Source organism: Enhygromyxa salina (assembly GCF_002994635.1).
Classification (GTDB): domain Bacteria; phylum Myxococcota_A; class Polyangia; order Nannocystales; family Nannocystaceae; genus Plesiocystis; species Plesiocystis salina_B.
Window position 1 is genome coordinate 223,413 of sequence record NZ_PVNL01000030.1, and the last position, 17,763, is coordinate 241,175.

General features: G+C 67.2%; 16 protein-coding genes. 9 read left to right on the plus strand and 7 right to left on the minus strand.

Translation table 11 applies throughout. From position 1 onward, the window contains the following. Positions 1-79 precede the first annotated feature (79 nt). Positions 80-1,153, plus strand: coding sequence for a hypothetical protein (locus ENSA7_RS05880; protein WP_106088206.1), 1,074 nt, complete (start codon positions 80-82; stop codon positions 1,151-1,153). Between the two features lie 19 nt (positions 1,154-1,172). On the opposite strand, the gene ENSA7_RS05885 is transcribed toward ENSA7_RS05880, so the two are convergent. Next, positions 1,173-2,876: an ABC1 kinase family protein gene (locus tag ENSA7_RS05885; RefSeq protein ID WP_181233244.1), complete on the minus strand. Its 1,704-nt coding sequence runs from the start codon at positions 2,874-2,876 to the stop codon at positions 1,173-1,175. A 308-nt stretch (positions 2,877-3,184) separates the two neighbouring features. Between ENSA7_RS05885 and ENSA7_RS05890 the strand changes: the two genes are divergently transcribed. Together ENSA7_RS05890 and ENSA7_RS05895 are read left to right on the plus strand one after the other, a co-directional pair. Continuing rightward, positions 3,185-5,485 (plus strand): alginate O-acetyltransferase AlgX-related protein, encoded by a 2,301-nt coding sequence (locus ENSA7_RS05890; RefSeq protein ID WP_181233246.1) that lies wholly within the window; start codon positions 3,185-3,187, stop codon positions 5,483-5,485. 64 nt (positions 5,486-5,549) lie between these two features. Next, positions 5,550-7,016: a flavin-containing monooxygenase gene (locus ENSA7_RS05895; protein ID WP_106088209.1), complete on the plus strand. Its 1,467-nt coding sequence runs from the start codon at positions 5,550-5,552 to the stop codon at positions 7,014-7,016. Between the two features lie 14 nt (positions 7,017-7,030). On the opposite strand, the gene ENSA7_RS05900 is transcribed toward ENSA7_RS05895, so the two are convergent. Then, entirely contained in the window at positions 7,031-8,113 is a 1,083-nt protein-coding gene (locus ENSA7_RS05900) for an Mrp/NBP35 family ATP-binding protein (protein ID WP_106088210.1), read from the minus strand. Positions 8,114-8,318: 205 nt separating this feature from the next. Here ENSA7_RS05900 and def point away from each other — a divergent pair, with 205 nt between their 5' ends. Both def and ENSA7_RS05910 read left to right on the plus strand, forming a co-directional pair. Then, the gene (gene def, locus ENSA7_RS05905) at positions 8,319-8,876 is read left to right on the plus strand and encodes a peptide deformylase (RefSeq protein ID WP_106088211.1); all 558 of its coding nucleotides are present in this window, start codon (positions 8,319-8,321) and stop codon (positions 8,874-8,876) included. Between the two features lie 216 nt (positions 8,877-9,092). Next, positions 9,093-10,523: an FAD-dependent oxidoreductase gene (locus ENSA7_RS05910; RefSeq protein WP_106088212.1), complete on the plus strand. Its 1,431-nt coding sequence runs from the start codon at positions 9,093-9,095 to the stop codon at positions 10,521-10,523. Here ENSA7_RS05910 and ENSA7_RS05915 read toward each other — a convergent pair. The 3 genes from ENSA7_RS05915 to ENSA7_RS43250 are packed head-to-tail and all read right to left on the minus strand — an operon-like array spanning position 10,517 to position 12,312. Next, on the minus strand, positions 10,517-11,263 hold the full coding sequence (locus tag ENSA7_RS05915) for a hypothetical protein (protein WP_146157383.1): 747 nt from the start codon (positions 11,261-11,263) through the stop codon (positions 10,517-10,519). The two genes, ENSA7_RS05910 and ENSA7_RS05915, sit on opposite strands and share 7 nt — an antisense overlap. Before the next feature lie 8 nt (positions 11,264-11,271). Next, complete coding sequence (locus ENSA7_RS43245) at positions 11,272-11,856, minus strand: MotA/TolQ/ExbB proton channel family protein (RefSeq protein WP_181233248.1); 585 nt, start codon at positions 11,854-11,856, stop codon at positions 11,272-11,274. A 3-nt stretch (positions 11,857-11,859) separates the two neighbouring features. Further along, positions 11,860-12,312: a hypothetical protein gene (locus ENSA7_RS43250; protein ID WP_181233250.1), complete on the minus strand. Its 453-nt coding sequence runs from the start codon at positions 12,310-12,312 to the stop codon at positions 11,860-11,862. Positions 12,313-12,540: 228 nt separating this feature from the next. On the opposite strand from ENSA7_RS43250, the gene ENSA7_RS43255 reads away from it, so the two are divergent. Further along, positions 12,541-13,968, plus strand: coding sequence for a penicillin-insensitive murein endopeptidase (locus ENSA7_RS43255; RefSeq protein ID WP_181233252.1), 1,428 nt, complete (start codon positions 12,541-12,543; stop codon positions 13,966-13,968). A 69-nt stretch (positions 13,969-14,037) separates the two neighbouring features. Here the strand turns inward: ENSA7_RS43255 and ENSA7_RS05925 are convergent, their stop codons facing one another. Together ENSA7_RS05925 and ENSA7_RS05930 are read right to left on the minus strand one after the other, a co-directional pair. Next, complete coding sequence (locus tag ENSA7_RS05925; protein WP_106088215.1) at positions 14,038-14,241, minus strand: cold-shock protein; 204 nt, start codon at positions 14,239-14,241, stop codon at positions 14,038-14,040. Between the two features lie 411 nt (positions 14,242-14,652). Then, entirely contained in the window at positions 14,653-14,919 is a 267-nt protein-coding gene (locus tag ENSA7_RS05930; protein ID WP_106088216.1) for a hypothetical protein, read from the minus strand. A gap of 237 nt (positions 14,920-15,156) precedes the next feature. Between ENSA7_RS05930 and ENSA7_RS05935 the strand changes: the two genes are divergently transcribed. From ENSA7_RS05935 to ENSA7_RS05945, 3 genes are all read left to right on the plus strand, one after another. Continuing rightward, positions 15,157-16,044, plus strand: coding sequence for a serine/threonine protein kinase (locus ENSA7_RS05935; RefSeq protein WP_106088217.1), 888 nt, complete (start codon positions 15,157-15,159; stop codon positions 16,042-16,044). A 10-nt stretch (positions 16,045-16,054) separates the two neighbouring features. Beyond that, positions 16,055-16,882, plus strand: a complete 828-nt coding sequence (locus ENSA7_RS05940) for a hypothetical protein (protein ID WP_106088218.1) — start codon at positions 16,055-16,057, stop codon at positions 16,880-16,882. A gap of 65 nt (positions 16,883-16,947) precedes the next feature. After that, on the plus strand, positions 16,948-17,763 hold the full coding sequence (locus ENSA7_RS05945; protein WP_181233254.1) for an alpha/beta fold hydrolase: 816 nt from the start codon (positions 16,948-16,950) through the stop codon (positions 17,761-17,763).

Genomic DNA, 17,763 nt, shown 5'->3' on the forward strand with positions numbered 1-17,763 from the left:
GCGGCCCGCAAAAACTTTTGCGAGCAGCGGCGCGCCGTGGGTGTTGCGTTCGTCGGGGCAGTCAGGGCAATATCGGCACATGGTGATTGGACTCGCTCGTGCCCCCCAACTGCTGACTCTGAGCTGCTGCGCGCTGCTCTTCACAGGTTGCGGCGGCGGTGGCGACGGCCCTTCGATCTTCACGACCGACACCGGGGTCTCGACGCTGGGCACGACGACGAATGACGAGACCAGTGGTTCTGGAAACACCAGCGCCGAGACGCCGGGGGACGGCGATGGTGACGGCGACCCCGGTGACGGCGATGGTGACCCCAGCCAGGATGACGGCCCGCTGTTCGACATCAGCCCGCAAGAGGCCGGCGACGACGGGATCCCCATGGACGATCAGTGCGCCAAGGTCGACGTCCTCTACATCATCGACAACTCGCCGAGCATGTATGAGGAGCAGCAGACCCTGATCGCCAACTTTGGCAACTTCGTGACGGACATGCAGACCGCGCTCGAAGGCGTCAGCAGCTATCACGTGGGTGTGATCACCTCGGACGACTATCAAGACGGCGGCTGGATCGACGACGGGGCCAATACCGTGAACGCGCAGGTGCCCGAGTGCCAGCACCTCGGCGGCCTGGTGGTCCAGGCCCACTCGGGCCTGTGCACGCCGTTCGCGGCCGGCGACAACTTCATCACGGAGACGGACAATCTCGCGACCAAGTTCGAGTGCATCGCCAACGTCGGTGAAGACGGCGACAGTGACGAGTACATGGGCGACGCGTTGATCGCACTGTTGGCCGAGGGGCAGCAAAACACTGGCTGCAACGCCAACTTCTTGCGGCCCGACGCCATGCTGATCATCGTGATGCTGACCGACGAGAATGACTCGTCCGGGACCAATGAGAACCAATGGTTCCAGGCCGTCGTCAACGCCAAGGGCACGGAGGAGAACGTCGTGGTGCTGTCGCTGATCTGGGATCAGGGCAATAACAATTGCAGCAACGCGTTTAGTGAGACCGACGGCTACCAGATCGAGGCGTTCACGGAGATGTTCACCAACCACGCCGTCGGCAACATCTGCGACGACTCCTACGCCGGGTTCTTCGCCAGCGCGATCCCGACGATCGAGGACGCCTGCGACAACTTCGTGCCGGTCGAGTGAACCGGTCGAGTCAACCGGGTCAATCGCGCGAGATTAGCCCCTTGTTGCGCAGCAGCGTGGCGTTGAGCAGCAGCGCGATCGACCACGCGACCACGCTCAGCCACGGGATCCCGGCGAACGCGATCGGCAGGGTCTCGACCCCGATCACGATCGCCCCACACATGATCAGCGCGATCGACAGCGCGGCCCGAATCCCCCGGCCGATGCGCAGATCCGCGGCCTTGTGCTGCAGCTCGAGCACCTCGTCGTTGACCCCAAACTTGATCTTGCCGGCCTGCAGATCATCGAGCAGCAGCGGCAAGCTGTTGGGGATGCTGCGGGCCATGCCCGAGAACGCGACGAGGTCGCGGATCGCCTGGGTCTTGAGCCGCTCGGGGCTGTAGCGCTCGGTCATCATCTGGGTGATGAACGGCCGCGCGAGCTCGATCGGATCGACGTCGGGAGCGATCGCCTTGGCCAGCCCCTCGGTCGTGATGATCGCCTTGAACATCATCGTGAAGTCGGTCGGCATCCGCACGGCGTGGCGGGCCGCGCCGCCGACGAGCTGCTGAAACAGCTGGCCGATCTCGATCTGCGCGAGCGGGACGCCGATCAGGTACTGCTCGGCGATCGCAATGCAGTCGGCCTCGAACGCGGCGTAGTCGACCGGAACCGTGGTGATCGCCAGCGAGTAGAAGGTGCGCGCGAGCAGCTCGAGGTCCTCGTTGATGACCGCGTGGATGATGTCGACGACCTTGTCTTTGCGGCTGGGGGCCAGGCGCCCGACCATGCCGCAGTCGAGCAGCGCGAGCCGGCCGTCCTCCATGAGCAGGACATTGCCCGGGTGCAGATCGCCGTGGAAGAAGCCGTCGACGAACAACATCTTGTACGCGACATTGAAGTAGCGACGGGCGATCTCCTCGGGCGCGCGGCCTTCGGCGATCACCGCCTCGAACTTCTTGCCATCGAGGAACTCCATTGTCAGCACTTGCTCGGTGCTGAGCTCGCGGAACACCTCGGGGATCCGCACGTCGTCACTGTCGGCGAAGTTTCGCCGGAAGCGCTCCATGTTGTTGGCCTCGACGGTGTAGTCGAGCTCCTGCGCGAGCGACTTGGCGAAACCCCGCACCATGCCGCGCAGATCCATGATGTGGGCCTCCGGGAACGCGTCCTCCAGATAGCCCGCGGTCGTGTGCAGGATGTTGACGTCGCTCTCGATCTTCGGGCGAATGTCGGGGCGCTGGATCTTGAGCACGACCCGGGTCCCGTCTTGCAGGACCGCCTCGTGGACCTGTCCAATGCTGGCCGACGCCAGCGGCTGCTCTTCGAAGCTAGCGAACTTGTCGCGCCACTCCTTGCCCAGGTTGCGCTGCAGCTGCGCGTCGATCTCGTCGAAGGCGACCCGCTCGACGTCGTCTTGCAGCGTCTCGAGCTCGGCGATGATCGGCCCCGGCAGCAGGTCGGGGCGCGTCGAGAGGATCTGACCGAACTTGACCCACGTCGGGCCCAAGGTGGTGAGCGCCTTGACCAGTCGCTTGCCAGTGTCGGGGCTGGTCAGCGCCGCGCTGCCGAGATCCTCACCCTCGTGCTCGATCTGCAGCTCGCGGCGCAGCCGGAGTTGGGCCACGACCCAGCCAAAGCCATGGGTCATGAACACCTGCGCGATCTCTCGGAACCGCACCACGTCCTTGGCCGTGGTCACGAGCGCGCGCGAGGAGTGGACGATGGTGCGAAGGACCGACACGGGCGGCCGGGATGATAGCCGGTTCGTCGCAGCCTCGTCGAACATGCGTTCGGGCCCCGCGCGGGTGGGGCGACAGGCTTTGTCGAGCTGGGCAGGTTGCGACTGACGAACCACGGTTCGTTGGTCACCAGCGCGCAACTCCGCGGCTCCGGCGTCTGCTCGGTCTGGGCGGCGACACGGCCAACAGGAGGATCGCTGCGATCTGAATGTCCAAGCCGGTCCCCTGCGCCTTTTCTGCCTTGGCGAGGTCGCTCATGGTCGCAATGGAATATGCTCGCAGGGCCCAGCCGTCCGCGCGAGCCAGCCTCATGCACAGCGAGTCCAGCCAGTCCACGCAAGAGCCCAAGCCCAAGCCCAAGCGCAAGTGGCTGCGCCGCACCTTCATCTCGATCCAGGTGCTCGCCGGCCTCGTCCTCGGCCTGGTGATCGCCGAGAACGTGTTCACCAAGCGAGACGAAGACGCGTTCCCCCACGTCAATTTTTACGTCGAGGATCCCGAACTCGGCGTCCGGCTCGAGCCCGGCGCGACGATGAATTTCCGGCTGCGCAACAACCCGCTGTCGACGATCCACGTCAACGCGCAGGGCTACCGCGGGGCCGACTGGCCGGCCGCGGGCGCCAACGAGGGCGAGATCATCGTGCTCGGTGACTCGCAGGTGTTCGGGCTCGGCGTCGACGACGACGCGACCTTCTCGGTCCAGCTCGCGGCGCTCACGGGCCGCCCGGTGCTCAACGCGGGGGTCCCCACCTATGGGCCGCCCGAGTACCTCGCGCTGGCGAAGGAGCTGCTCGAGCAGCGCAAGCCGGCGATGCTGGTGGTGACGATCAATTTCCTCAATGACGCGTTCGAGATCGATCGTCCCAACAAAGATCGCCACACCGTGTGGGACGGCTGGGCGGTCCGGGCCGAGCACGCGCCCGCCAAGGTCAGGCAATTTCCCGGGCGCAAGTGGCTGTACTCCCAGTCCCACGCGTTCTATGCGTTCCGGCGCTGGCGTCACGCGCGAGGCAAGGCGCAGCTGCCGGACGGCGAAGAGGCCGTCGATCTCGGCACCCCATCCGAGGGGCGCTTCGAGGATCTGGTGGTCGACAGCAACAGCGCCCATGCGCAGCGCGACGCCGAACTCGACCAGGCCAAGCTCGCGCTCGACGCCTCGCGGACGCGGATCGGCAAGCTCGACGAAGAGCTGCGCAGCAACCGGGATCGCCTCGACGATCTGGTCCGCGAGGCCAGCGAGTACGAGTTTGGCGAGTTCGAGCGCGACGTGGCCCGCGGTGAGCCCGGCGACATCGTCGACGAGGACTTCGGCGAAGAGGGCCGCTCGGTGTTGCTGACCGCGGGGCTGATCCGCAAGGCCGCGCGCGAGCGCGACGCCCACCTGCAACGGCTGCTGCGCAAGCAAGAGCGCAAGGGCGACACCCAGGCCAAGGATCTGATCGACACGGAGGCCAAGCTGCTGGCCGAGCGCCACGCCCTGCGCCAACAGATCGCCAACGGCATTCCGCTGGTGCCTCCGCCCAAGTCGGTGTTCGACGAGTACATTCAGCAGCTCCAGGCGCTGTGCGACGAGCACGGCGCGGAGCTGGTGTTGGTCGCGCTGCCCGTCGACGTCCAGGTCGACGCGAGCGAGTGGGACAAGTACGGCGTCAGCGATCGGCCCGACATGAGCGAGTCGCTGGTGCTGCTGCGTGACCTGGTCGACAACGCCGAGCAGCACGGCGTGCGGGCGCTCGACGCCACCGATGCCCTGCGTGAGGCCGAGCCCGGCGCGTTCTTGGATCACGACATTCACATGACCGCCAAGGGCCACGCGGCGGTCGGAGCGGCGCTCGCCGCCCGGCTCGCCACCGGGCTTCCGGTCGCGCTGCCGGGCGGCGGTCTGCCGGACGGACTGAGCTTCGTCCCGGCCCGCGACGAGTGGAGCCCGACCGAAGAGGTCAACGTCGCCGGCTCGACCAAGGCCGGCTGCGCGACCCAGATCGAGGGTGACTGGCTGCGGGTCCGCTGCGTTCGCAAGGACAAGCGCGACGGCTTTGGCGGGCTCGAGCTGGTCGAGGGGGGCACCCCCGCGACGATGCTCGTCCACAACCGCGATGGCCTGACCCTGACCACGCCGCTCACGATCGGCGAGCCGGTCACGGCCCGGTTTCACTTCGCCAAGCAGATCCGCGAGCTACAGGTTCGCTGGCCGGTCGGCGACGACGGCAAGCCCAAATTCGTGGGTGCGTTCGTCGACGTCGAAGGCCAGCCCAAGGCCGACGAGCCGGCGGCCGAGCTCTCGCGGCTGTGCACGTGCTACGAGAAGACGGCCGAGGAATTTTGGTGCCAGGAGACCTACCCCGACGGCGAAGCCTACCAATGCCAGGAGTCGTGCGGCGGGCTGTGGGCCGATCCGGCGCTCATCGAGTCGTGCACGGCCGCGTTCAGTGACAGCTGCGGGCGCCTGCTGTCGTGCGTCCAGAACGACCCGCTCACGGCGCCCGACTGCCCCGCTGGCTCCGTGCATGCGTTCGCCAGCAACGCTTGCTTCGCGGCCTGCGACGCCGCGCACCCTTGCGCCAGCGGAACCTGCACCGAGTGGCAGGGCGGGGGGGTGTGCCGGGCGTGAGCCGCAGCCGAGACGTCGACGACGGGTTGGCCGCCGCAAAATTTGCTTGATAGATTGCGCCTCAATGGCGCGATCAGGGAGCGAGCACGTCCACGTTGCGATCGTCGGCGCAGGCTTTTCGGGGGTCGGCGCCGCGATCCGGCTGCGTCAGGCCGGCATCCACGACTTCGTGGTGTTCGAGCGCGGCGACGAAGTGGGTGGCGTGTGGCGAGACAACCGCTACCCCGGCTGCGCCTGTGACGTCGAGTCGCCGCTCTACAGCTACTCGTTCGCGCCCAACCCCGAGTGGTCGCGGATGTTCTCGCCCCAGGGCGAGATCCTGGACTACGTGCGCCGCTGCGCGAGCGAGTTTGGGGTGCTGCCCCATGTTCGGTTCGGGCACGCGATCAGCGAGGCCGCCTGGAACCCCGCGACCAAGCGCTGGCAGCTCGACGGCCCGCGCGGGCAGTTCACGGCCGATGTCCTGGTCGCAGGCATGGGGGCGCTGAGCGAGCCGTGGGTCCCAGGGTTCCGCGGGATCGAGCGGTTCGAGGGCCCAGCGTTTCACTCGGCGCGCTGGGATCCCGACGCGGCGCTCGACGGTCAGCGCGTCGCGGTGGTCGGCACGGGCGCCTCCGCGATCCAGATCGTCCCGCGGATCCAGCAGCGGGTCGGCCAGCTGCGCCTGTTCCAGCGGACCGCGCCGTGGGTGCTGCCGCGCCGGGATCGAGCGTTCAAGCCGGTCGAGCGCCAGCTGTTTGCGAACCTGCCGATCACTCAAAAGCTGCTGCGGGTCGGCCTGTATCTGCGCCACGAGAGCTTGGTGCTGGGGTTTCGCAACCCCTCGATCATGCGTGTCGTCCAGCGCCAAGCGCTGCGCTACCTCCACCACCAGATCGAGGATCCCCAGCTGCGCGAGCGCCTGCGCCCCGACTTCACGCTTGGCTGCAAGCGGGTCCTGCTATCTGACGACTACTACCCTGCGCTCGCCCAGGACAACGTCGAGCTGGTCAGCGCGGGGATCCGCGAGCTGGTGTCCAACGGCATCGTCGACACGGAGGGGCGGCTCCACGAGCTCGACGCGATCATCTGGGCGACCGGGTTTCACGTCGCCAACCCGCCCTTCGCCAAGCACGTGCGCGGACGCAGCGGTGAGAGCCTGGCCGAGGTCTGGCGGGGCAGCCCGACCGCGCACCTGGGCTCGATGGTCGCCGGGTTCCCCAACTTGTTCTTGCTGACGGGCCCCAACACCGGGCTGGGCCACAGCTCGATGCTCTTGATGATCGAGGCCCAGCTCGAGCTGCTGCTCGGGGTCTTGCGCGAGCTCGATGGGCGCGAGGCGGTGACGGTCGAGCCCGATCCCGCCGTCCAAGCTCGCTACGTCGACCAGATCGATCGTGGCGGCAAGGGCACGGTGTGGACCGCGGGCGGGTGCGCGAGCTGGTATCTCGACCAGACCGGGCGCAACTCGACGCTGTGGCCATGGTCGACCCACGCGTACATGCGCCGCGCAAAATTCGAGCGCGGCGACTACGTGGTCGATGGCGTGTAGCCGAGTAGCGAGTCCTAGACCGTGCGCAGCAGCGAGCTGCGCTTGGGTCCGGTCGCGTGCATCTTCGCGGCCACCAGCGCGATGTTGGCCGCGGTCTCCAGGAACACCTTGGCGTGCTCGCCATCCGGGGCAGAGTTGACCACCGGGTTCCCGGTCTCGCCGCCCGCGCTGACGGTGTTGTCGATCGCGAGCTGGCCGAGCAGCTCCGCGTTGAACTCCTCGGCGAGCCGCTTGCCGCCGCCGCTGCTGAAGATGTGATCCACATGGCCGCAAGACGGGCAGCGGTAGTGGCTCATGTTCTCGATCAGGCCGAGCAGCGGGATCTCGAGGGTCTTGAACATGTCGACGGCCTTGCGCACGTCGAGCAGCGCCACCTCTTGCGGGGTCGTGACGATCACGCCGCCCGTGATCGGGAGCAGCTGCCCGAGCGAGAGCTGCGCGTCGCCGGTTCCGGGCGGCAGATCGATCAGCAGGTAGTCGAGCTCGCCCCACTCCACGTCCTCGAGGAACTGCTGCAGCAGCTTGTGGATCATGGGACCACGCCAGATCACGGCGCGCCCGGTCTCGACGAAGAAGTCCACGCTCATGACCGGGATGCCGCGGTGCAGGGCGGGGATGATCTTGGCTCCGCTGACGCTCTTGTCGCACTGCCGGGCGGCGGGACCCATCATCTTCGGCACGCTCGGTCCGTAGATGTCGGCGTCGAGCAGGCCGACGGAGGCGCCGAGTCGCTGCAGCGCCATCGCGAGGTTGACGGCGACGGTGCTCTTGCCGACGCCGCCCTTGCCGGCGGCCACGGCGATCACGTTCTTGACGGTGGGCAGCCGATCCAGGTCCTGGCGCGGCGGCTTGCGCGGGACCTTGAGCTGCCACGAGATGTTGACCGGCTTGGCGAACGGCTCGAGGGCCGCGCGGACGCGGGACTCGAGCGTGCCCCGCAGTGGGTAGCCTGGGGAGATCAGCGCGAGCTCGACGTCGATCGAGTCTCCGACGCTGATCTCGCCGACCTGCCGGGCGCTGACGAGGTCCCGCTCGGTCGCCGGATCTTCGACGGTGCTCAGGGCCTGGCGGATGCTGTCGGGCGTGGCGTGAGTCATCTTGGGCTGCGCTTGCGCGGGGGAACCTAACAAGTAACGACCCCCACATCCACTCACCGCGGCCGGGAACGGCGTGGCGCGACCAGCACCGATCCCCTGTGAGAGTTGCCGTGAGAGTTGCCGTGAGAGTCGCCGCGAGACTCTCCGCATCTGGCCACTGGCGCGGCTTCGGGCTACCCTCGCGCGTCACCTGGACCAGCAAGTCATGGCAGTGCTCGAAGTCGTCAAGTACCCCGATCCGCGCTTGCGCGAGGACACCTTCGTCGTGGAGGCGATCACGGAAGACATCCGTCAGCTCGTCCGCGACCTGATCGACACGATGTTCTCGCTCAACGCCGCCGGCATCGCCGCGATCCAGGTTGGCCGGCTCGAGCGGATCTTCATCATCGACGGCAAGGTCGCAACGGGCTCCGAGACCGCCGACCCGCTGGTGTTCATCAACCCCGAGGTGGTCGAGACCGGCAAGGGCCTGGCGATCGCGGAGGAGGGCTGCCTGTCGTTCCCCGACGTGTTCGTGGACGTCAAGCGCCCGCGCTGGGCCAAGCTGCGGGCGATGAACGTCGAGGGCGAGATGTTCGAGGCCGAGGGCGACGAGCTGTTCGGTCGCGCGCTGCAGCACGAGCACGATCACCTCACGGGCAAGCTGATGATCGATCTGGTCGGCATGGTCAAAAAAGAGATGATCAAGCGCAAAATGAAGCGCTGGCATTCGCAACACGAAGCAGAGATTACGGACCGCGGCGCGACCGCATCGGCCGAGTGATCTTTAGGTCTGTGCGACGGTGTACGAGTGGGTCGCTGGTCCCCGTACTGATTTGCAAATCGCGCTGTGGTGAGTCTGTGGGGGCGCCTACAATACGAACGCGCGATTCCGTCATGAGTGCGGGAAACTGTACTGTCATCGAATTCGTGCGATCAGCGTGCTTTTTTCCGGCAATTTAGATGAGCTTGGAAACACAGCCTGTGCAACTTTGATGGCGTGAACCGCTTCGCAAAGACCAGTCACGAGTCTCGCCATCAGGTCAGCCGGACAGATCGAAAGCTGACAGCGTCTCACGCCATTGTCATTGGTGGCAGTGTGGCCGGGCTGTGTGCCGCCGCGGCGCTGGCCAAGAACTTCGGCAAGGTCACCGTGCTCGAGCGCGACGCGCTGCCAGGGCCGGTTCCGCGGCGTGGCGTCCCGCAGAGCCATCACACCCACGCGCTGCTGGGGCGAGGCCAGGAGATCATGGAGCAGCTGTTCCCGGGCGCATTCGAAGCGCTGCTGGAGGACGGTGCCAGCGTCAGTGACTTCGGCAAGGATTTTCGCTGGTATCACCATGGCTCGTGGCGGGTTCGTGGCCGGCTCGGCATCGACAGCTGGATGGTCTCGCGTCCGCTGCTCGAGTCGCACCTTCGCGACTCGCTCACGGCTCGGGGCAACGTGGTGCTGCGCCACGAGTGCCCGGTCGACGCACCGATTCACGACGAAGCCGGGGGCCGCGTCAAAGGTGTGCGCCTGCGTGATGGCAGCGTGCTCGAGGCCGACCTCGTCGTCGACGCGCTCGGTCGCGGGTCCAAGTCTCCTAAGTGGCTCGCCGAGTGGGGCTACGGCGAGGTCGAGGAGCACCGGGTCGAGATCGGCATGACCTATGTGTCGGGCCTGTTTGACGTGGCCGACGCGGGCTACCCCGACGACGGGTTGATGCTCTACCCACAGGCGCCCGACAACCATCGTGGCGGCATCGCGCTTCGCGTCGAGGGTGGGCGCATGATGGTGACGCTGTTTGGCTACCACGGCGATCGGGCGCCCATGGACCACGCCGGCTTCGTGGAGTGGTCCAAGACGCTGCCCGAGCTGCAGCTGCATCGGTTGCTCGCGCGCTCGCGGCTGATCGGCGAGCTTCGCCAGCACACCATGCCGTACCAGCAGCGTCGCGGCTACGCAGGCATGCGCATGCCCGCCGGGTACGTGGTCATGGGTGACGCGCTGTGCAGCTTCGACCCGAGCTTTGGCCAGGGCATGACCACCGCGGCGATGCAGGCGGAGCTGCTCGTGCAGCTGCGGCCTGGCCAGCGGACGGCTCGCATGCAGCGTCGCATCGCGCGGGTCACAGACGTGCCGTGGCTGCTGACCTCCACCGATGCGTCTTGCTGGCCGGAGAACCACGATGAGGTGTCGACCGGGGCGACGGTGCTGCAGCGCTACCTCAAGCGGGTGTTCGAGCTCGCGTCGCACGATCTCGAGGTGTATCGGACGCTCTCCGAGGTGATGCACTTCATGAACCCGGTGTCCCACTTGTTCCGACCCCGGGTGCTGTGGGGTGTGCTGTTCGGCCAGCGCAATTCGGGGCGGAGGCAGATGCGCTCCGGTCCGAGCGAGCTCGCGGTCGCCCCCGAGCTCTCGGGCGTGCGCCGCACGGGCTACTGAGGCTCGAGGGCCAGCGGTTCCCGGGCCAGCAGCGGGCACTGCAGCGGGCCAGCGGCGACGCCGTTGTCGTACACGTAGTGGTCGCGCAGGCGTGATTGCAGCAGCTGCGCAAAGTCCTTGGTCAGCTGATAGCTGGCCGGCTTGTCCTGCTGCAACAAGATGATCGCGTAGCCCTCGCGGGTCTGCTTGAGGCTCTCGCGCAGGCCGTTGGCGCCCTCGTCGAACCAGTCAGCCTGGGCGATCCGCGAGTAGGGGACCTCGCCGCAGCGCCGCCACTCGCCGATTGGTGGATCAGCGCGAAAGCAGCAGTGGTTGATCACCCGGCCCGACTCGAGGTCGACCTCGCCGCCGATCTCGATCTGAAACACCGCGATGTTGGACAGCAGCTGGTCTTGCATCACCGCGATCTCGGCCTGCTCGCGCCGCTCGGGATCGGCCGCGGGGCACAGGGGATCGTCGGCGCCACGTGGGCCGCACGCGCGCTGGTAGTCGGCGAGCTCGGCCTCGAGCTGCGTGGCACGATCTCGTTGCTGAGCCTGGACCTCGACCTGGGCGGCCAGGACGCTGGCGCGGGCGGCCTCGGCCGCGTGCATCACCTGAGCCTCGAGGAGCTTGGCCTGCAGCTCGTCGACCTCGCGGATCGTGCTGTCGAGCTCGCTCTCTTGCACGGTTGCGAACACGAACAGCACGACCATGAACACGTCGAGCAGCGGGAGCATGTCGAGGCTGCGCTTGCGCATCGACCGGCTCACTTTGATTGAACGGGCCCCTGGTCCGAGCGCTGCTCGAGCCCCTCGAGCAACGCCATCCGCACATGCAGGCGCGCGCGCTCGATCAGGCTCTCACACGTGCCCGCGACCGCCGAGAGCATGAGCGCGCCGATCAGCCCCCAGAACGTGGTCCCGAGCGCCGTCGGCAGCCGCGCGCGGAATCCCTCGAGATCGGTGGGATCCGAGCTGAGCAGGGCGAACACGGTGCCGAGGATGCCCAGGTGCACGGCGAACTGAGCGAAGCGCTCGATCCACGCGATCCGCTCGTTCAGTCGCACGAGCGCGCGGGCGGCCGGGCCGGCTCGAGACGGACCTTTGCCGTCGAGCAGACGGGTGATCTCTTCGAAGCTGAGATCGACGACCGGCGCGGCCTCGAGCCGCCTGCGGATCGGGTGGTCGTCAGCGAGCTGGCCGGCGATCTGGCGCAGGACCTCGAGCGCGCCAACGACCTGGTCGAAGGCTTGCTGACCCTGGCGAAACCACAGCGCGGAGGTCCCGGTCATGCCGAGCACGGCGGCGAGCACCAGCACCGAGAGCGGATCGAAGAGGGTCGAGATCCCCATCGCTCACTCGCGGTTGATCGCGACCTTCTCGATGCCCTTGGACTTCAGGCAGTCGGTCATCGCAATGACCGATCCGTGCGACGCCTCTTTGACGTCGAGGATCGCGTCGTCGACCCCCTCGAACAGCTCGCCGCGCTCGCAGACGCTGGCGCAGTCGGCCGCGGGCGCGCCGTCGATCGAGCAGCCGTGCACGTCGATCGTGACCTTCAGGGTCTTGTCGACGGCTTGCTTCGGCTCCGGCGGGACCGGCTCGGGTACCGGCGGCGCTTGCTCGGCCTGCTCGACCGGCTCGGCCTGCTCGGCGTCACCCTCGGCGTCACCCGACGAGCCGATTCCGAACCCGGGGATGCAGTCCGACAGCCACAGGGCGACGAGCGCCACGACGGCCAGCAACGCGCCGAGCACCGTCGTGCGCCCGCCACTGCCCTTGCGTTTGCGCTCTTGCTTGTCGGCCATGCGACGCGAAGATCGCCCGAAGGCCCGCACAGATCAACCGACCCGAGCCGCACAACTGTCGGCGCTGGTCCTGGAGTCAAACGCGCAGCCCCTACGCCTCGCAGCGAATTTGGCGGGCGACGCACCGAGCCCCATGTCTATTCAGTTGCGGCCCAAACCCCGAAAACAGCCACTGAGGGGGCTGTCCGAGCCCTTGCGATCGTCTCTCGCTCATGCGAGTCAATCCGGGTGCGCGTCCGATTGGGACTGATTGTGGGCTTCGTCGTCGGCCTCGCGGCGCCGTTTGTGGCGCCGAGCCTCGTGAGCGCTGGTGGCTGTCCAGACGGTGGCGAGATGATCGAGCACGAGATCGCGAGCGGTCAGACGCTCAGCGGGATCGCGGTCAAGCATGGGGTCAGCCAGCGCTCGATCGAGCGCTCCAACCCCGGCCTCGACCCCAACAAGATCCGCGAAGGTCAGAAGCTGAAGATCTGCCTGCCGAAGCCAGACAGCGGCTCGGGCTCATCCAAGTCGAAGTCGAGCGACAGCGGCAAGTCCTGCGGTGGCGGCAAGACCATCGCGACCCACGAGGTCAGCTCGGGCGACACGCTCAGCGGGATCGCGGCCCAGTACGACGTCAGCACCGACACGGTGGTCTCGCGCAACCCCAAGCTCAAGAAGGACCCCAACTCGCTTCGGGTCGGTCAAGAGCTGTTGATCTGCCTGGAGACCAAGAAGACCAAGAACAGCAAGACCTGTGGGTATCGCACGCCGCTGCACTCCCACGTGGTCGTCCCCGGTGAGAACCTGGGGGAGATCGCGGGACGCTATGGGGTTCGGCGGGCCGATCTGATCAAGCTCAACAGCTCGCTCCGGTCCAACGCCAACCTGCTCAGCGTCGGGCAGAAGCTGCGCGTGTGCCCAGAGATCGCCCCGCGCGATCGCACCAAGCTCGAGTACACGGTGAAGTCGGGCGACACGCTCGGGGACATCGCCGAGAAGTACGGGCTCACGACCGGCGAGCTGCTCGGGTTTCAGCGCGGCAAGCTCAAGGACGCCAACGACCTCCAGGTCGGCAAGACCCTCGTCGTCTACAAGGAGGGCTCGGTGCTGCCCGGCTTCGGTGGGTTCGACGACGACACTGGCGTGCTCCCCAGCGGCGTCCAGATGCCCTCGGGCAAGTACTACGTGGTCAAGAACCCCGGCCTGTCGTGGGGCACGGGCGACACCGTGCGCCTGATTCAGACGGCGATCTCCTCGTACCGCGGCGTGTGGCGCAGCTCGCCGCAGATCCACGTGGGCGACATCTCCAAGAAGGGCGGCGGCAAGTTCCCGCCGCACCGCAGCCACCAGCACGGCAAGGACGTCGACATGGGCTACGTGCTCAAGGGCGACAAGGCTGATGAGACCAAGTTCATCAGCGCCAACGCCAGCAACCTAGACGTCGCGCGGACCTGGGATCTGATCCAGGCGTTCCTCGATACCGACGAGATCAAGTACATCTTCATGGATTACTCGATCCAGAAGCTGCTGTACGAGCACGCCGAGAAGAAGGGGGTCTCGCGCGACACCCTCGACGAGCTGTTCCAGTACCCACGCGGCAAGAATCGCGGACACGGGATGATCCGTCACTCCAAGGGCCACGTGAACCACTTTCACGTCCGCTTCCGCAAATAGCGGCGGCGTTAAACGAAAAAGGGGCCGACGAATCGGCCCCTCTTCAGCGCGTGAGCGCCTTCGGATCCTCTAGTCTTGGAGGACGCGAACGTTTTCGGCGCGGGGGCCCTTGGGGCCTTCACCCGCGTTGAAAGAAACCTTCTGGCCTTCGCGGAGCTCATCGAAGCGGGCGCCCTCGACGTTGGACATGTGGAAGAACATGTCTTTGCCTGTACCAGTGTCGATGAATCCGAAGCCCTTGTCCGTGAGACGCTTGATCTTGCCTTCTGCCATTTTTTTTTCCTGAAAGAGTGTCTCGCAACGCCTTCGCCATCCAAGGGGAGGCACGGACCTTGCGAGGGAGGCGTGTACGTGAATTGCGGGCCCGTGTCCACTGTCGTTGGCGGCGCCGCGGCGGCTTCTTGCGATCCTGGCACGCGCGAACATCGCGTTCTGGCTGGGCGAGTGACGCGCTGGGTCCCCCGGACGGTCCACCATTGCGTGATGCTACGCCATGGGGAACGCACTTTGGCAGAATTCACGCACACTCCGCGTCCTTGGGTGCCGCGTCCTCTATAGCGTATGCGCGCCACCCGGGCGCCGAACGGGAGCCGAGGTGCCGCGTCGACTGCCGCGTGCGTCAACGTGTGCTGCGGTGAAGTCGCCCGGGCTTCGGCCAAACGGAGCGAAGTGTTGGTGGCCTGATCAGGGCACTGCGTCGGCCGAGTCTGCGTCGGCCGCGAGCAGGCGGCGGAGCAGGGCGGCGCTGTGGCGCTGGTTCCACCAGTCGACGACGGTGAGCCACGCCACGATCCCCAGCAGCACCACGCTCACGACCAAGCCCCCTGTGAGCGGTCCGATCGTGGCCCCAGCCAGCGCGCCCAGTGGACCGGCAGCTGTCGCCCCGATCCATGTGCCAGCGACGGCGCCGACGACCAGCGCGGAGACCATCGCCAGCTCGACCAGGTTCATCGAGCGTCTCCGTGGATGTCGAACTCGGGGCGAAGCCGGGACCCGTGCGTGTCTGCTGCCTGCATCACGCGGGCTCTCTACAAGAACCGGTCCGCCAAAAACATCGAGAGATTCGGGGCAGGGTCCGGCCGCTCGTGGACATGCTGTCACCCCGACTGCGCCCACGGTGGACGTCGTGGCGAGCGCGCGCGCGGTCGACTCTGCTAGCCGGCCTGCTAGAGTGCCGCCGTCAGCCGCATGACCGAGACGACGCCGAAGCCCGAGCCCGTTCACTACGTGTTCCCCGACACGGGCGAGACGGTCCAGCGCGACCACGCCAACTACTACATTGGCGCGCCGATCGGCCAGGGCTACTACGGGATCGTCTACGACTGCACCGACGACTGGGGCAACGAGCTCGTCGCGAAGGTGCTCAAGCCGATGGGGTCGTTTCAAGAGGTCGCGGATCGCTGGCAGCGTGAGGCCGCCGTGCTCACGACCATGCGGCACCCCAGCATTACCTATATCCACGACGCGTTCGTCTATCACAACCTGTTCTATCTGATCATCGAGAAGTGCCTGTATCCGCTCTCGGCCGAGCTGCACGTTGCGAGTGAGCTGTGGCTCCCACAGATGGCCCGGGACCTGCTGCAGGCCACCGCTTACATCCATCGGGCCGGCTGGGTGCACAAGGACATCCACGTCGGCAACGTGTTCGTGAGCGCGACCAAGGATCCCTTCGACGAAGCCCGCGAGCCGGTGATCGGCTTCAAGCTCGGCGACTTTGGCATCTCGCGCATGGAGGGCAGCATTCGGCCGCACGGGTCCGAGCTCGCCCGTTGGATGCTGCCGCCCGAGGCGATCGACCCCGCCAAGTTCGGGCCGATCGATCGCCGGGTCGACATCTATCACGCGGCGCTCACCTTCATGTGCGTGGTGTATGGGCAGATCCTCCGGTTCAACCGCGAGCAGATCCTCGCTGGCGAGCCGCAGCGGCTCGCACGCTCGCTCGACTCGATCTACGGGCCACCTTTGGCGCGGGCGCTCAACCCTTGCGCGGCCGAGCGCACCCCGACGGCGCTCGAGTTCTGGCGTGACATTCACGCGGTGATCACCGCGGCCGGCGTCCGCGCGGAGATCGGGTAGCATCGCGGGCATGTTCGCGTGGGGGCTCGCAGTGCTGCTCGCTGGCGCGTTCACGGCCGGGCCGGGGGCGACCGACGAGAGCGTGATCTACGAGCCCGCGCCGGGTGATCCGGTGAGCGAGCCGCCGACCCCGAGCGAGCCGAGCGAGCCGCCGACCCCGGGCGCCCTGGGCGACCCGGTCGCGCCGATCGAGATCACCCCGCCACCCGAGCGCCCACCGCCCGAGCCCGAGCTCCCGGCCGACGCGGTCACGGACCCGTGGGACACCGTCCTGCAGCCACCGCCGCTTCCTCCACCGCCGCCGCCGCCCGACGGCGCGGGTCGGCTGGTAGGCGGCAGCCTGACGATCGCGCTGGGATTGGCGGCTGGCTCGGCGGTGGTCGTGGAAGCTGCGCGGGCCGACGGCAACCCGCAGTTCGTCGCGTCGACCTTCGTGCCCCTTGGGCTCGGCTGCATCGGCGTGGGCACCTACCTGCTCATTCGCGGGGCCAAGGCGCGGGCCAATTTCAACGAGTGGAAGGCATACACCCAGGCGAGGTCGCGCCCGACTGGCAACGGACTGCTCGTCGCCGGGACCATGAGCTTCGTGATCGGCGGGGTCACGCTGATCACGGCGGGGGTCCAGGCCGGCGAGCCGGGGGCGCTCGATCGTCCATTGGCGCCAACCCTGTTTGGGATCGGTGCGGCTGGGGTCGGCTTTGGTGTCGGCGGTGTAGCGGCGGGGATGATCCGGCGTGACCGCTATCGAAGCTGGCGGCAGTCGACCTTCCTGAGCGTCTTGCCCACGGTCGCGCCGACGCGTGGCGGGGTCAGCCTCGGCGTCGCCGGACGGTTCTAGACCTGTCCCAGGAGGCGCGGGAGCGGACGGTTGCAATCACCGCAGGCCTTTTCTACAAGGGCTCGGTGCCCTTCGCTACGGGATCCGGGGAACACCGCGTTCACTTCAAAGAGTATGGATCGCGCGCAAACCCGACGATCGTGCTGATCCAGGGCCTGGTGCTCGACGGTCGATTCTGGCTGCAGATGCCGACGGAGCTGGCAGCGGACGCCGAGCTCCCGTGGCACGTGTTGGTGCCCGACAACCGCGGCGTCGGTCAGAGCGACATGCCCAAGCGCCCGTGGACGATGGGTGACATGGCTGACGACATCGCGGCGGTGCTCGACGCCACCGGGGTTCGCACGGCCGTGCTCGCGGGCATCTCGATGGGCGGCATGATCGCCCAGCATGTCGCGCTGCGGCACCCCGAGCGGGTCAGCGGCTTGGTCTTGATGGCGACCACGCCGGGCCTGCCGCACGGCAAGCTGCCCGGGCTGCGGACCTTGGGGGATCTATTTGGTTCGTCGCTGCTGCGCCGCGGGGAGATCGAGTCGTTCGCCCGCTTGATCCTGCCCGACGCCGAGCTGCCCAACGCGCGCGAGCTGCTGTCCGGGTGGTTTCAGCTGATGCGCGAACAGGCACCGACGCGGCGGACCTTTCTGTGTCAGATGGGAGCGATCGGCACGCACTCGACGGGGAGTCGCCTGCGGCAGATCAGCGCGCCTGCGCAGATCGTGACGGGTGACGAAGATCGCCTGGTGCCAGCCCGCAATAGTGAGATTCTCGCGGCAAAGATCCGCCGATCTCGGCTCGAGGTATTGCCGGGGGTGGCGCATGGGATCCCGCTGATGGATCGGCTGGTGGTGCGCCGCAATGCCGCGCTGCTGCGACCGAGCGGCTGA